Annotated in this window: 10 protein-coding genes; 3 read left to right on the plus strand and 7 right to left on the minus strand. The window is 71.1% G+C overall.

Annotated elements, in window-relative coordinates; all coding sequences use genetic code 11:
* The first annotated feature begins 223 nt into the window (after positions 1-223).
* Positions 224-3190, plus strand: coding sequence for a helix-turn-helix transcriptional regulator (locus SMIR_RS10025; RefSeq protein WP_422664417.1), 2967 nt, complete (start codon positions 224-226; stop codon positions 3188-3190).
* Positions 3191-3259: 69 nt separating this feature from the next.
* On the opposite strand, the gene serA is transcribed toward SMIR_RS10025, so the two are convergent.
* The 6 genes from serA to SMIR_RS10055 form a co-directional block, all read right to left on the minus strand.
* Positions 3260-4849 carry a phosphoglycerate dehydrogenase gene (serA, locus tag SMIR_RS10030; RefSeq protein WP_101400838.1) on the minus strand — a complete coding sequence of 530 codons (1590 nt, stop codon included), beginning with the start codon at positions 4847-4849 and terminating at the stop codon, positions 3260-3262.
* Positions 4850-5116: 267 nt separating this feature from the next.
* Positions 5117-6115 carry a ketol-acid reductoisomerase gene (ilvC, locus tag SMIR_RS10035; RefSeq protein WP_054234574.1) on the minus strand — a complete coding sequence of 333 codons (999 nt, stop codon included), beginning with the start codon at positions 6113-6115 and terminating at the stop codon, positions 5117-5119.
* Between the two features lie 115 nt (positions 6116-6230).
* Positions 6231-6761: an acetolactate synthase small subunit gene (gene ilvN / locus SMIR_RS10040; protein ID WP_054234575.1), complete on the minus strand. Its 531-nt coding sequence runs from the start codon at positions 6759-6761 to the stop codon at positions 6231-6233.
* Between the two features lie 27 nt (positions 6762-6788).
* On the minus strand, positions 6789-8645 hold the full coding sequence (locus SMIR_RS10045) for an acetolactate synthase large subunit (protein WP_168495806.1): 1857 nt from the start codon (positions 8643-8645) through the stop codon (positions 6789-6791).
* Between the two features lie 226 nt (positions 8646-8871).
* On the minus strand, positions 8872-12093 hold the full coding sequence (locus tag SMIR_RS10050) for a putative bifunctional diguanylate cyclase/phosphodiesterase (protein ID WP_422664418.1): 3222 nt from the start codon (positions 12091-12093) through the stop codon (positions 8872-8874).
* A gap of 197 nt (positions 12094-12290) precedes the next feature.
* Positions 12291-13232, minus strand: a complete 942-nt coding sequence (locus SMIR_RS10055) for a 2-hydroxyacid dehydrogenase (RefSeq protein ID WP_168495804.1) — start codon at positions 13230-13232, stop codon at positions 12291-12293.
* A 76-nt stretch (positions 13233-13308) separates the two neighbouring features.
* On the opposite strand from SMIR_RS10055, the gene SMIR_RS10060 reads away from it, so the two are divergent.
* Positions 13309-14316, plus strand: a complete 1008-nt coding sequence (locus SMIR_RS10060) for an aldo/keto reductase (RefSeq protein WP_168495802.1) — start codon at positions 13309-13311, stop codon at positions 14314-14316.
* A 114-nt stretch (positions 14317-14430) separates the two neighbouring features.
* Entirely contained in the window at positions 14431-15582 is a 1152-nt protein-coding gene (locus SMIR_RS10065) for a PQQ-dependent sugar dehydrogenase (RefSeq protein ID WP_248003133.1), read from the plus strand.
* Positions 15583-15592: 10 nt separating this feature from the next.
* On the opposite strand, the gene SMIR_RS10070 is transcribed toward SMIR_RS10065, so the two are convergent.
* Positions 15593-15829: a DUF6191 domain-containing protein gene (locus SMIR_RS10070; protein WP_212726892.1), complete on the minus strand. Its 237-nt coding sequence runs from the start codon at positions 15827-15829 to the stop codon at positions 15593-15595.
* Between the last annotated feature and the right edge of the window lie 15 nt (positions 15830-15844).

The raw sequence follows: 15844 nt of genomic DNA on the forward strand, positions 1-15844 counted from the left end.
AAACCCCGCCCTCCCGAAGTGTTTTGCCCGCGGGCCGGTGGGGGCTGATCGCGCAGTTCCCCGCGCCCCTCAAGGCCTCGGCCCACGCCATCCAGCCGGTCCGGCGATTGAGGACGAGGCCGTTCAAGCCGATGAGGGGGCTGGGGGCGGAGCCCCCGGGGATGGCGGCGGGGGCGAGAACGGTGGCGGTGCGTTGTCGGTGGGGCGTGTCAGGATGGGCGGCGTGGCACAGACATTCGGTACGCCGTTCATCGGCCGGGACGGCGAACTCGCCCGGCTCACCGGCGTGCTGGACCGCGCCCGCGCCGGCACCCCCCGCGCCGTCGTGCTCTCCGGAGACGCCGGCGTCGGCAAGACCCGCGTCCTGACGGAGGCAGCCGCACACGCCACGCGCACCGGCATGACGGTACTCACCGGCCACTGCGTGGACCTCGGCGACGTGGGCCTGCCCTATCTGCCGTTCACGGAGATCCTCGGCGTGCTCGGCGGGGACGAGCGGTTCGCCGCCGCCCTCGCGGCGCACCCGGCGGTCGACCGCCTGCTCGGCGCCGGCAGCGGGACGGACACGGACACCGGCAGCCGGCTGCGGCTCTTCGAGGGCGTGGCCGGCCTGCTGGCGGACGCCGCCGACATCACCCCCCTCCTCCTGGTCCTCGAAGACCTCCACTGGGCGGACCAGTCATCGAGGGACCTCCTGCGCTTCCTCCTCAGCCGGGGCGTCCTGCAGAATCCGACCCCCGGCTCCCCCACCCACCGCCTCGCCCTCTTCGCCTCGTACCGCGCGGACGACCTGCACCGCCGCCACCCCCTGCGCCCCCTGCTCGCCGAGCTGGCCCGCCTGCCCTCCGTGGACCGACTCGAACTGCGCCCGATGGCCGACGCCGAAGTGGCCCGCCTGGTGCGCGCCCTGCGGACGGACGCCCTCTCCGACACCACCGTCCGCCGCATCGTCGACCGCGCCGAGGGCAACGCCTTCTACGCGGAGGAGCTGCTCGCCGCGCTGCCGGGCGACCTCGACCCGGCGGCGCCCGCCATGCCGAGCGGCCTCGCCGACCTCCTCCTCATCCGGATCGAGCAACTCTCCGACACCGCCCAGCAGGTGCTGCGCACGGCCGCGGTCGCCGGGCGGCGCGTCGAGCACGACCTGCTGCGTGACGCCGTACAACTGCCCGAGGACGAGCTGGAGTCGGCGCTGCGGGAGGCCGTAGGACGGCAGCTGCTGGTCCCCGGCGACGACGCCACGTACTCCTTCCGGCACGCCCTCGCCCGCGAGGCCGTCTACGCCGATCTGCTGCCCGGCGAGCGGGTCCGGCTGCACGGCGCGTTCGCCAAACTCCTCGCCGGGCGCGGTCACACGGCACAGAGCGCGGCCGAGCGCGCCCACCACTCGCGGGAGAGCCATGATCTCGCGGACGCGCTGACCGCCTCGCTGGAAGCCGCCGACCACGCCCAGCGGGTCGGCGCGCCCGCCGAGGAGCTGCGCCACGTGGAGGCCGCGCTCGAACTGTGGCCCGCGGTGGACCCCGGCGCCCGCCCCCGGGACGGCGACCCGGTCACGCTCACCCTGCGCGCCTCCGCTGCCGCCGCGCACGCCGGGGAGACCCACCGGGCGGTCTCCCTCACCCGCGCCGCACTCGCCAGAGCGGGGTCGGACGCGGACTCGGAGCTCGCCGCCCGCGTCCGCTACACCCTCGCGGGCAATCTGATGCGCGTCGACAGTCTGCAGGCCGCCTTCACCTACAGCAGCGAGGCACTGGCCATGATCCCGGCCGAGCCCCCGTCGCACACCTGGGTGTGGGCGGCGGCCACCCATGTCATGGCCGCGCGGTACATGGGCCACGACGAGGACGCCGAGCGCGTCGCCCGGCAGGCGCTGCGCACCGCCGAGGAGCTCCGACTCGCCGACGCCCAGGCCGACTTGATCATCTCCCTGGTGGGTCTTGAAGACCACAACCGGCGTACGGCCGAGGGCCGGGAGCGGCTTCGGCAGGCCCGTGACCTGGCCCGGCGCGCCGGCAATGTCTCCGTCGAGATGCGCGCCCTCTTCAACCTCGCCATCGGGGCCTACGAGTCCGGGGCCCTGGACGAGTGCCTGGCCTGGCTCGCCGAAGGACTCGAGCGGGCGAACCGCTCCGGGCTCCTCTCCTCCCCGTACGCGCTGGAGCTGCGTTACCTCCAGTCCCTGATCCTCTACACCCTGGGCCGCTGGGACGAGTGCGCGCGGGCGGCCGCCGTCGACGCCGAACGGCTGCCACCGGCGGGCCGCTTCGCCGTCGGGCCCGCGTTGTACGTCGCCCTGGCGCGCGGCCAGGAGGGGCCCGCCGAGCGGGCCCGCGCGCTGCTCGACGGACCGTTCGACTGGATGGCCACGCTCGTCGCGGGCATCGTGCTGACCGACGCCGCCGCCCTGCACGGCGACCCCGAGGGCGCCGTCGCCTCCGTGCGTTCGACGCTCGGGGCACTCAGCGACGGCTCCGGCAGCGAGCGGCCCGACATCGGTGTGCGACTCGCGGCGCTGGCTCTGGCGGCGGTCGCGGACGCCGCCGTCGAACTGCGTCCGACCGGCGACGAAGCGGGCGCCCGACGCTGGACGGAGATCGCGACCGAGCTGGTGGAGGTGGCCCGGAGTACGGCCGCCAAAGGGGAGGACGGGTCGCGCCAGGGACCGGAGGGGCTTGCCTGGCTCGCCCGCGCCGAGGCGGAGTGGCTGCGCGCACACTCGGGTCCCGATGTGGCCGCCTGGGAGAAGGCGGTCGCCGCGTTCGACTACGGCGATCCCTATGAACTGGCCCGCTGCGAAAGGCGGCTGGCCGAGGCGCTGCTCGTGGCGGACCGTCGGGAGGAGGCAGCCGAGCGGGCCCGCGCGGCGCGCGACACCGCCGTCCGGCTCGGCGCCGTACCGCTGCGCGAGGAGCTGGACACCCTGATCCGGCGCGGTCGTCTCGCCGACTCACCGTCCGCCGCGGACCGTGTCCCGGCACTGACCGCCCGCGAGAGCGACGTCCTGAGGCTGCTGGCGCGTGGCCGCACCAACCGTCAGATCGGCGAGGAGCTGTTCATCACGGGGAAGACGGCGAGCGTGCACGTCTCCAACATCCTCGCCAAGCTGGGCGCCGCGGGCCGCACCGAGGCCGTGGCCATCGCCTACCGGGAGGGGCTGGTCGAGCCACCCCGGAACCCTCGCGCATGACCGACCCCCGCGCATGACCGGGGCCCGGTCACCCCAGGTGACCGGGCCCCAGCCCGCGTACTGCGAATGTCAGACGAGGTTCACCGAGCGCGCCGAGGTGGCGCCGATCTCCTCGGCCACCTCGCCCAGCACGTTCTGCGGGACCGTGTCGTCGACGGTGAGGACCGCGAGGGCCTCGCCGCCCGCGGCGGCACGCGCGACCTGCATGCCCGCGATGTTGATGCCCGCCTCGCCGAAGATACGGCCGACGGTGCCGACGACGCCGGGACGGTCCTCGTAGCTCAACACGACCATGTGGTCGGCGAGCGCGAGGTCCACGTCGTACTCGCCGACGGCGACGATCTTCTGCAGGTGCTTGGGGCCGGCCAGCGTGCCGGAGACCGAGACCTCCTGGCCGTCGCCGAGCGTGCCGCGCACCGTGACCACGTTGCGGTGGTCGGGGGACTCCGAGCTCGTGGTCAGACGGACCTCGACGCCGCGCTCCTGCGCGAACAGCGGGGCGTTGACGTACGACACCGTCTCGTCGACGACGTCCTCGAACACGCCCTTGAGCGCGGAGAGTTCGAGCACCTTGACGTCGTGCTGGGTGATCTCGCCGTACACCTCGACGTCGAGGCGGACCGCGACCTCGCCCGCGAGGGCGGTGAAGATGCGGCCGAGCTTCTCGGCGAGCGGCAGACCGGGCTTGACGTCCTCGGCGATGACACCACCCTGCACGTTCACCGCGTCCGGGACGAGCTCACCGGCGAGGGCGAGGCGCACCGAGCGGGCGACGGAGACACCGGCCTTCTCCTGCGCCTCGTCCGTGGAGGCGCCGAGGTGCGGGGTGCAGACGACCTGGTCGAGCTCGAAGAGCGGGGAGTCCGTGCAGGGCTCCTTCGCGTACACGTCGAGGCCGGCGCCGGCGACGCGGCCCTCCTTGAGCGCCGAGAACAGCGCCTCCTCGTCGACGATCCCGCCGCGCGCGGCGTTGACGATCCGCACCGACGGCTTGACCTTGTGCAGCGCCTCGTCGCCGATGAGACCGACCGTCTCGGGGGTCTTGGGCAGGTGCACGGTGATGAAGTCCGAGACCTCGAGCAGCTCGTCGAGGGAGAGGACCTTGACGCCCATCTGCGCGGCACGGGCAGGCTGGACGTAGGGGTCGTAGGCGACGACCTTCATGCCGAACGCGGACATGCGCTGGGCGACCAGCGCGCCGATGCGGCCGAGGCCGACGACACCGAGGGTCTTCTCGGCGAGCTCGACGCCGGTGTACTTCGAGCGCTTCCACTCGCCGTTCTTCAGCGCGGAGTTGGCCTGCGGGATGTGACGCGCGGTGGCGAGCAGGAGGCCGCAGGCCAGCTCGGCCGCGGTCACGATGTTCGAGGTGGGGGCGTTGACGACCATCACGCCGGCCTTGGTGGCGGCGGAGACGTCGACGTTGTCCAGGCCGACGCCGGCTCGTGCGACGACCTTGAGCTTCTTCGCGGCGGCAACGGCCTCCGCGTCGACTTTGGTGGCCGAACGGATCAGGATCGCGTCGACGTCGGCGATCGCGGGCAGCAGCTCGGCGCGGTCCGCGCCGTTCGCGTGCCGGATCTCGAAGTCCGGGCCCAGGGCGTCGACGGTCGCGGGCGACAGCTCTTCAGCGATGAGTACGACAGGTTTCGAGCTCACGTGAGTCCTCACAAGTCCAATGCGGACGGCCGTCCCGACGGCCGCATGCGGTGGAGGGTTGCTAGCCGCGTGGAAGACGCACGACGCTGTGGGCCTGACGCGTATGTTGTGCAGCAGTGTAGTGCCGCTACGGGGGCCTTCTTGCGCCTCCGTGGAAGGATCACCCGTCCGTGGCTGGACGGGGTGGACAACGTCGCGCTCACGGGCGTTACCCAGGGTTGACCGAAGGGGCCGGAGCGGATGCTCCGGCCCCTTCGGCCGTACGGCTTACGCCTCGTCGTTGACCCACGACATGAGCTTGCGGAGCTCCTTGCCGGTGGTCTCCAGGAGGCTGTTCTCGTCCTGCGTCTTGTACTCGTTGTACTTCTTCAGGCCGGAGTGGTACTCCTCCATCCAGTTCTTGGCGAAGGTGCCGTCCTGGATCTCCGCGAGGACCTTCTTCATCTCGGCCTTGGTGGCGTCGGTGATGATCCGCGGGCCGGTGACGTAGTCGCCCCACTCGGCGGTCTCGGAGACCGACCAGCGCATCTTCTCCAGGCCGCCCTCGTACATGAGGTCGACGATGAGCTTCAGCTCGTGGAGGCACTCGAAGTACGCGATCTCCGGCTGGTAGCCGGCCTCGGTCAGCGTCTCGAAGCCCGCCTTGACCAGCGCCGCGGTGCCACCGCACAGAACGGCCTGCTCACCGAACAGGTCGGTCTCGGTCTCCTCCGTGAAGGTCGTCTTGATGACGCCCGCGCGGGTGCCGCCGATGCCCTTGGCGTAGGAGAGGGCGAGCGGGAAGGCGCTGCCCGTGGAGTCCTGCTCGACGGCCGCGATGCAGGGAACGCCGCGACCCTCCTCGTACTGGCGGCGCACCAGGTGGCCCGGGCCCTTGGGGGCGACCATGCACACGTCGATGCCGGCCGGGGGCTTGATGAAGCCGAAGCGGATGTTCAGACCGTGGCCGAAGAACAGCGCGTCGCCGTCCTTCAGGTTGTCCTTGATGGACTCCTCGTAGACCTGGGCCTGGATCGGGTCCGGCACGAGGATCATGATGACGTCGGCCTCGGCCGCGGCCTCCGACGGCGTCACCACGCGCAGGCCCTGCTCCTCGGCCTTGGCCTTGGACTTGGAGCCCTCGTGCAGACCGACGCGGACGTCCACACCCGAGTCGCGCAGCGACAGCGCGTGGGCGTGGCCCTGGCTGCCGTAGCCGATGACCGCGACCTTGCGGCCCTGGATGATGGACAGGTCGGCGTCGTCGTCGTAGAACAGCTCGGCCACTGGGGTTCTCCTTGGTGTGCGGTGTTGCGTCCCACCGTACGGCGGGCGGGGGAAGGGAAGTTTTCGGGTCTCGGTATACGGGCGGTCGGTGATCACCGACCGCCCCTACCAAGGATCAGGCTGATCGGTCGAGCGCGCGCAGCGAGCGGTCCGTGATCGAACGCGCCCCGCGTCCGATCGCGATCGTGCCGGACTGGACGAGCTCCTTGATGCCGAACGGCTCCAGCATCTTGAGCATGGCCTCCAGCTTGTCGCTGCCGCCGGTGGCCTCGATGGTGACGGCCTCCGGAGAGACGTCCACGGTCTTGGCGCGGAACAGCTGGACGATCTCGACGATCTGGGAGCGCGTCTCGTTGTCGGCGCGCACCTTCACCAGAACGAGTTCGCGCTGCACCGCCGAGCCGGGTTCCAGTTCGACGATCTTCAGCACGTTGACGAGCTTGTTGAGCTGCTTGGTGACCTGTTCGAGCGGCAGCGCCTCGATCACGTTCACCACGATGGTGATGCGCGAGATGTCGGGGTGCTCGGTGACGCCGACGGCGAGCGAGTCGATGTTGAAGCCGCGGCGGGAGAACAGGGCGGTGATCCGGGCGAGGACACCCGGCTTGTTCTCGACGAGGACGGAGAGGGTGTGCTTGGTGCTCATGGTGGTGGACTCGGCTCTCTCTCGGTCTCAGTCGTCTTCGTTGTCGCCGAAGTCGGGGCGGACGTCCCGGGCGGCCATGATCTCGTCGTTCGAGGTGCCGGCGGCGACCATCGGCCACACCATGGCGTCCTCGTGCACGATGAAGTCGACCACGACGGGGCGGTCGTTGATCGAGTTCGCCTCCGCGATGACCTTGTCGAGGTCCTCGGGGGACTCGCAGCGGATCGCGTAGCAGCCCATGGCCTCCGACAGCTTGACGAAGTCGGGGACGCGGGTGCCGGCGCTCGGCTGCTTGCCGTCCGCGTCCGGGCCGGAGTGCAGCACGGTGTTGGAGTAGCGCTGGTTGTAGAAGAGGGTCTGCCACTGGCGGACCATCCCGAGGGCGCCGTTGTTGATGATGGCGACCTTGATCGGGATGTTGTTCAGGGCGCAGGTGGTGAGCTCCTGATTGGTCATCTGGAAGCAGCCGTCACCGTCGATCGCCCAGACCGTCCTGCCCGGCTGACCGGCCTTGGCGCCCATCGCCGCCGGAACCGCGTAGCCCATCGTTCCGGCGCCGCCGGAGTTCAGCCAGGTCGCGGGCTGCTCGTACTGGACGTAGTGCGCGGCCCACATCTGGTGCTGGCCGACGCCCGCCGCGAAGATGGTGCCCTCGGGGGCGAGCTGTCCGATGCGCTCGATGACCTGCTGCGGCGACAGGGAGCCGTTGTCCGGCTGCTCGTAGCCCAGCGGGTACGTCTCGCGCCAGCGGTTGAGGTCCTTCCACCAGGCGGTGTAGTCGCCTGCGTGGCCCTCGCTGTGCTCCTTCTGCACGGCCTGGACCAGGTCGGCGATGACCTCGCGGGCGTCACCGACGATCGGCACGTCCGCGGCGCGGTTCTTGCCGATCTCGGCCGGGTCGATGTCGGCGTGGACGATCTTGGCGTACGGGGCGAAGCTGTCCAGCTTGCCGGTGACGCGGTCGTCGAAGCGGGCTCCGAGGGCGACGATCAGGTCGGCCTTCTGCAGCGCGGTGACGGCGGTGACCGCACCGTGCATGCCCGGCATTCCCACGTGCAGCGGGTGGCTGTCGGGGAATGCGCCGAGCGCCATCAGGGTGGTGGTGACGGGCGCTCCGGTGAGTTCTGCGAGGACCTTCAGCTCGGCGGTGGCCTTGGCCTTGAGGACGCCGCCGCCGACGTAGAGGACGGGCCGCTTGGCCTGGGTGATCAGCTTGGCGGCCTCGCGGATCTGCTTGGCGTGCGGCTTGGTCACCGGGCGGTAGCCGGGCAGGTCCTGGGTGGGCGGCCACTGGAAGGTGGTCTGCGCCTGGAGTGCGTCCTTGGCGATGTCGACGAGGACGGGGCCCGGGCGGCCGGTGGAGGCGATGTGGAAGGCCTCCGCGATCGTCCTCGGGATGTCCTCGGCCTTGGTCACCAGGAAGTTGTGCTTGGTGATCGGCATGGTGATGCCGACGATGTCCGCCTCCTGGAAGGCGTCCGTGCCGATCGCCTTGGACGCGACCTGCCCGGTGATCGCCACGAGCGGCACCGAGTCCATGTGCGCGTCCGCGATCGGCGTCACCAGGTTGGTGGCACCCGGGCCGCTGGTCGCCATGCAGACGCCGACCTTGCCGGTGGCCTGCGCGTAACCGGTGGCCGCGTGTCCCGCGCCCTGCTCGTGCCGCACGAGCACGTGCCGCACACGCTTGGAGTCCATCAGCGGGTCGTACGCCGGAAGGATCGCGCCGCCGGGAATGCCGAATACCGTCTCGGCCCCGACCTCCTCAAGCGAGCGGATGAGGGACTGCGCTCCCGTGACGTGCTCGGGGGCGGACTGCTGTCCTCCGGAACGGGGCCGCGGCTGCGGGTGATGGGCCCCGGTGGCCTGCTCGGTCATCGGCATTCTCTTCTCGATGCTGAGGGTTTTTGCGAGTTTTGTGCGGTGTACGACTGGTGCCTGTGCAACAAAAAACCCCTCGTGCCGTGAGGCAAGCGAGGGGAGCGCGCCGGGTGCGGTCGCTGGGCGTTCCGGGTCCGTCCGGTGGTCACCAGCTTCAGCCGACGCGCTTTCCAAGTACGAGAATTCGGGTGCGCATGGCATTGACCCTCCCCCCGGCACGCACCGACTGTCAAGTGGGTGGGACGGGAGTCTCATTATGTGAGCGGAGGGCCGTACCGCCCCCGAGAACTGCGGGCACACCACTCGTATACACCCCCGCGCCGCCGCCCGCGAACGCAGGCTCGGCCGGGCCGTGCGGCACCGGGTAGTGGCCGCAGGACAGCGCTCTGCGCAGCCGGTACTCGTCGAGCGGCCCGGAGAAGGCCATGCCCTGTCCGTGCGTGCAGCCCATCGCGCGCAGGGCGACGACCTGCTCGGGCAGGTCCACACCGTCGGCCACGGACTGCAGCCCGAGGTCGGTGGCGATCCGCAACAGCCCGCTGGTGATCTTGTGCAGCCGGGCGGACTCGACGACACCCTCGACGAGGCCCCGGTCGAGCTTCAGTACGTCGACGGGCAGCCTTCTGAGCGTCGTGATGGCCGCGTAGCCACTGCCGAATCCGTCCAGGGCGATCCGGACGCCGAGCCGCCGCAGCGCGTTCAGCCGCCGCTCCAGCTCGTCCAGGGAGACCCGGGGGTCGGTGTCGGCCAGCTCGACGATCAGGGAGCCGGAGGCGAGCCCGTGCCGGGTCAGCAGGGCCTCCACGGAACCGAGAGGCATCGAGCGGTCCAGCAGACGCCGGGCGCTCATCCGCACGGCGACGGGCACCGCGACACCCGCGGCGGTCCGCTCGGCGGCCTGCTCGACCGCCTCCTCGAGCATCCATCGCCCCAGCTCGGCGGTCTTGTCGCTGTCCTCGGCGACGCGCAGGAACTCCGCCGGAGTGAAGAGCACACCTTGGGAGGAACGCCAGCGGGCCTGGGCGGTGACCGTCACGATCCGGCCGTTCCCGAGACAGACCACGGGCTGGTGGAGCAGCGCGAACTCGCCGTCCTGGAGCGCGGAGCGCAGCCGGGTGGCCAGCTCCGCCTTCCGTACGACGTCCTGCTGCATCTGGGGCGCGTACAGCTCGACGCGGCCCTTTCCGGCCGCCTTGGCCCGGTACATCGCGAGGTCGGCGTTGCGCAGCAACTCGCCCGCTCCCAGTCCCGGCTCTGCGAAGCCGACGCCGATGGACGCGGCGACGCGGACATCGTTGCCGCCGATGGCGTACGGCTGGGAGAGCTTGATCCGCAGCCGGTCGGCGAGCTCCAGGATCTGCTGTTCGCGCGCGCCCCGGTCGCGGCTGCCGTCGCCGACGATGAGCGCCGCGAACTCGTCGCCGCCGAGGCGGGCGGCGGTGTCGCCCTGCCGCACCGAGTCCTGGAGCCTGCGGGCGGCCTGGACGAGGAGCTCGTCGCCGGCCTGGTGCCCGATCGTGTCGTTGACGGCCTTGAAGCCGTCGAGGTCGATGAAGAGGACGGCCGTGCCGCGCAGCGCGGCGCCGCGGTCGGTGGAACGGCGGCCGGACAGGGCCTGCTGGACGCGCCGGGTGAACAGCGCGCGGTTGGGCAGGTCGGTGAGCGGATCGTGTTCGGCGTTGTGCTGGAGCTGCGCCTGGAGCCGGACCCGCTCGGTCACGTCACGGCTGTTGAAGATGAGGCCGCCGTGGTGTCGGTTGACGGTGGACTCCACATTGAGCCAGCCGCCGTCGCCGGACTTGAAGCGGCACTCGATGCGGGTGGTGGGCTCCTCCAGGTGACTGGCGGCCAGGAAGCGGCGCACCTCGTGCACCACACAGCCGAGGTCCTCGGGGTGGATGAGGGAGGCGAGCTCGGAGCCGACGAGCTCCTCCGCGTTGCGGCCGTAGACCCCGGCGGCGGCCGGGCTGACGTACCGCAGGATGCCGTTCGGTGCGGCGATCATGATGACGTCGCTGGAGCCCTGCACCAGGGAGCGGAAGTGGTTCTCCTGCTGGGCCAGCTCCTGGGTGAGGGTGATGTTGTCGAGCAGCATGATGCCCTGGCGCACCACGAGGGCGAGTACGACGAGCCCGGCGGTGATGAGCACGACGCGGTCGACGCTGCGGCCGTTCAGGACGTTGTAGAGAATGCCCAGCGTGCACACGGCGGCGGCCAGGTAAGGCGTGAGCGCGGCCAGTGATCCGGCGATCGGACGGGTGGTCGGATACCGGTTGTGGCCTGCGTCCTGAGGCCCCTGAGGCCCCTGAGATCCCTCAGGCCCCTGAGATCCCTGAGGCTCTTGAGATCCCTGAGTTCCCTGGGTGATCCCGGGCCCGCCCTGGCGGGACCCGGGGATGTGCTCGTGCACCACGCGTGCGTGCCCGTCCCTACGGGGCTCGTCCGTGCCATGGCTGTCGGCGGTCGACTGCCCGAGCCGGGGACCGACCCACGGGGCGTACGCGAGGAGCAGTGACCCGGCGAACCAGCCCGCGTCGAGGAGCTGCCCGGAGTGGTAGCTGTTGTGCAGGAGGGGCGAGGTGAACAGGGCGTCGCACATCACGGTCAGGGCGAGCGCGCCGATCGCGGTGTTCACCGCCGAGCGGTTCACCGACGAGCGCCTGAAGTGCAGCGCGAGCACCATGCTGACCAGGGCGATGTCCAGCAGCGGGTACGCCAGCGAGAGCGCGGTGTGCGCGACGCTCGGGCCGTCGAACTTCGCCGCCTGGGCGAGCGCGAGGCTCCAGGACAGCGTGAGCAGGGAACCGCCGATCAGCCAGGAGTCGAGCGCCAGGCAGACCCAACCCGCCTTGGTCACAGGCCTCTTGGCTAGCACGAGCAGTCCTACGATGGCGGGCGGAGCGAAACAGAGGAAGAAGAGATCGGCGTAGCTTGGACTCGGGACCTGGCGGTCGAGGACGACCTCGTACCACCCCCAGACTCCGTTGCCCAGCGCGGCCATGGTGGAGGAGAGCGCGAACAGCAGCCATGCGGGTCGAAAGCGGCTGCGGCGGCTGCGGGCATAGAGGAAGCAGGAGACCGCGGCGGTGCCCGCGGCGGCGCTCAGCCCGAAGTCGCCCATGAACAGCGCGAGGGTCACGGAGCCCCAGCCGAGCGCGGAACCGAAGGCGTATCCCGCGCACACCAGGGCCAGCACGAGTTGCGAAATCAGGCCCGTCCCACCGCCGCACAACGGCCGCCGGGGCAGCAGCGCCCCGGGGGAGCTCACCGGGCCCACCCGGTCCGCGCGGGGTCCCGCCGACCCGTGTGCGCTGGATGCGCATGCCTTCTGCGGCCGCTGTGCCCGCTGTGGTGATGGCCACCGTGACCACCATGGCCGCCGTGGCCGCGTCTGCGCGTGGCCGCGCGCCAGGGTCGTCGGCGGCCCCGCCGCGTCGGATCGTTGGTCCATAGGCCGTGCATCGCCCGTCGCCCCCCTCGCAGTCCGAATGTCCATCCCCGGCGCCGAACGGTGCGCGGCGCAGCCCCTGTCGGGACGATACACCAGTCTCGTCACTCAGGGACATAGCTCCTCTACGCTCCGTGACGATCAGCGGCCGCACGGACACCGCCCGCATTCACAGGACTGCGGAGGGTGCCCGAAGTCGGCTACGCGCCCGTCGTAAGGACCACGTTGCCCAGGGGTTCCTGGTTCACGAAACGATTCAACTGCGCGGTCAGAAGCCGCTTGGCGCGCGGCAGGAACGCGGAGGTGGGGCCGCCGACATGGGGGCTGATGAGCACGCCGGGCGTCTGCCACAAGGGATGTCCCTGGGGCAGCGGCTCCGGATCGGTGACGTCGAGGGCCGCGGTGAGGCGTCCGCTGTCCAGCTCGGCGAGCAGCGCCTTGGTGTCGACGACGGGCCCGCGGGCGACGTTCACCAGCAGCGCGCCGTCCTTCATCCGGGCCAGGAACTCGGCGTTCACCAGGCCCCGTGTGCTGTCGGTGAGGGGCGTGGAAAGCACCACGACATCGGCCTCGGGGAGCAGTGCGGGCAGTTCCGTGAGTGGGTGCACCGGACCGCGCGCCGTGGTGCGCTCGGAGCGCGCGACGCGCGCCACCCGCGCCACTTCGAACGGCGTGAGCCGGTCCTCGATCGCGGACCCGATCGAGCCGTAGCCCACGATCAGTACGGACTTGTCGGCCAGCGCCGGATGGAATCCGGAGTGCCACTCCCCCTTGTCCTGCGCCCGTACGAAGTCGGGGACACCCCGCAGCGAGGCGAGGATCAGCGTGAGCGCAAGCTCGGCGGTGCTCGCCTCGTGCACTCCACGGGCGTTGCACAACTGCACGCCCGGGGGCAGGGACTGCACGCCCTGCAGGACGTGGTCGACCCCGGCGGAGAGCGTCTGCACGACCCGCAGGGAGGTCATTTCGGCCAGCGGCCGCTGCCCTACGCCGGGCGCCTTCATATAGGGGACGACGTAGAACTCGCAGTCGGCGGGATCCGCGGGAAACTCCTGGTCGCCGTCCCAGAAGCGGTAGCTCAGGCCCTCGGGGATGCCCTCGATCTCGTCGGCTTGAAAGGGAAGCCACACATCGGAAGTCATGGTCAGGAGGCTATGCCAGGTGCCCGGTCGCGCAGAGGCTAGGTTGGGGTGCCGGAAGAAGGAGGGTCAGGGCCAGGTGGAGCGCAGGACGATCGGCGCGGCAACGCTCGATGTGGGGGCGATCGGGCTCGGGTGCATGCCGATGAGCTGGGCGTACACCTGTTCGCGACAGCGCGGTGAGGAGTCGCTGCGCGCGGTGCACGCGGCGCTCGACCGGGGGTCGACACTGCTCGACACGGCCGACATGTACGGGCCCTTCACCAACGAGCTGCTGGTGGGGCGGGTGCTGAAGGAGCGGCGCTCCGAGGCCTTCGTGTCGACGAAGGTGGGACTGCTGGTGGGCGATCAGCACATCGTGGCCAACGGGCGCCCCGGCTATGTGAAGCGGGCGTGCGACGCGTCGCTGCGCCGCCTCCAGACCGATGTGATCGACCTGTACCAGCTGCACCGCGCGGACCCGGAGATTCCGGTCGAGGAGACGTGGGGCGCGATGGCCGACCTGGTGTCGGCCGGAAAGGTGCGCTCGCTCGGGCTGTGCGCGGTGGGCGCCCGGTCCGCCCGTCGCTCCGGGGCGCGGCTGCACGACGGAACGATCCGGCAACTGGAGAGGGTGCAGCAGGTCTTCCCGGTGAGCGCGGTGGAGGCGGAGCTGTCGGTGTGGTCGACGGAGGCGCTGGACGCGCTGCTGCCGTGGTGTGCGGCGCGCGGGGTGGGCTTCCTGGCGGCGATGCCCCTCGGCAACGGCTTCCTGACCGGCACGCTCACCCCCGGCGAGGGGTTCGAGCCCGATGACCTGCGCGCCCGCCACCCCCGCTTCACGGCCGAGATGATGGCCGCGAACCAGCCCATCGTCGTCGGGCTGCGGCGCATCGCCCGGCGCCACGGCCACCTCGGGAACGCGGTCTCGCCGGCCCAGGTGGCGCTGGCCTGGGTGCTGGCCCAGGGGCGGCACGTGGTCCCGGTGCCGGGCGCCAAGCGGGAGCGGTGGGTCACGGAGAACGCGGGCGCGGCCGGGCTGCGGCTGACGGCGGAGGACCTGGCGGAGGTTGCGGCGCTGCCGGGGGCACGGGGGTCCTGGGACTGAGGTCCCGCTCCGGAGGGACCGGGTGTCCGGGTTCGGGAACCCCTGGGACTCGCGCGGTGTATGAACAGTAGGACCGCCGCGTCGAAGGGACCTCTGATCGTGCAACGTCGAGTGATGAAGGCCGTGTTGGCCGCGGCAGCGCTGGTGGTGACGGCCGGCTGTTCCTCCGGTGGCGGAGGAGGGGCGCCGATCGGCGGCCTGAGCCCGTCGTCGAGCGGTACGGGGACGGGGGCGTCGTCCGCCCCGCGGGCCACCGAGACGGCCGCGCCCGCCAAGGGCTCGGTGAAGGTGGTGCGCACCGTCACCGAGGACCTCAAGTCGCCCTGGGGCCTGGCGCCGCTGCCGGAGGGCGGCCTGCTGGTGTCCTCGCGGGACGAGGGGACGATCACGCGGGTCGACGAGGAGACGGGCAGGAAGACCGAACTGGGCCAGGTGCCCGGCGTGGCCCCCGCCGGCGAAGGCGGCCTCCTCGGCATCGCGCTCTCCCCCGCGTACGCCTCCGACCACATGATCTACGCGTACTTCACGACGGCCTCGGACAACCGCATCGTCCGCATGCTGTACGACGAGAAGAAGCCGTCCGGAGAGCAGCTCGGGGCGCCGGACACGATCTTCAAGGGCATCCCCAAGGGGCTGATCCACAACGGTGGTCGGATCGCCTTCGGTCCGGACCGGATGCTGTACGCGGGGGCGGGCGAGACGGGTGACCGGGGGCAGGCCCAGGACGCGAAGGCGCTGGGCGGCAAGATCCTGCGGATGACACCGGACGGCGATCCCGCGCCCGGCAACCCCTTCGACAACTCGGTGGTCTACTCGTACGGCCATCGCAATGTGCAAGGCCTCGCCTGGGACGACAAGCAGCGGCTGTGGGCCTCCGAGTTCGGCCAGGACACCTGGGACGAGCTGAACCAGATCAAGCCGGGCGACAACTACGGCTGGCCGGTGGTCGAGGGCAGGAGCGACAACCCCAAGTACCACAATCCGGTCGCCCAGTGGCACACGGACCAGGCCTCCCCGAGCGGTATCGCCTATGCCGAGGGCTCCATCTGGATGGCGGGGCTGCGCGGCCAACGGCTGTGGCGCATCCCGTTGAAGGGCACGGAGGCCGCCGCCGCCCCGCAGGCCTTCCTGAAGGGCGAGTACGGCCGGCTGCGGACGGTGGTCCCGGCGGGCGGCGACAAGCTCTGGCTCGTGACGAGCGAGACGGACGGCCGCGGCAGCCCCGGGAAGGGCGACGACAGGATTCTGGAGCTGGAGGTGAAGTAGGCGTCCGGCCTCAGGACTCGTCCGGTTCCGACGCGGGCTCCTCCCCCGTGTCGTCCTGCCCGTCCTCCTGCCCCTGGTCTCGCTCCTGCTTGGGCAGCCGTACGACCACCTTGCCGGAGGTCAGGTCTATGGGGCCGCGGCCCGGGTCACCGTCGTTCAGGTCCACGCGGCTCAGTTCGAGTCGCTTGCGTTCGTCGTTGGTGTGCTTGCGGCCTGGTGCAAAGAGCTCCTCGAACATGTTGAACACGGCGCCTCCCTCGGC

The sequence above is a fragment of the Streptomyces mirabilis genome (genome assembly GCF_018310535.1).
Lineage (GTDB): Bacteria > Actinomycetota > Actinomycetes > Streptomycetales > Streptomycetaceae > Streptomyces.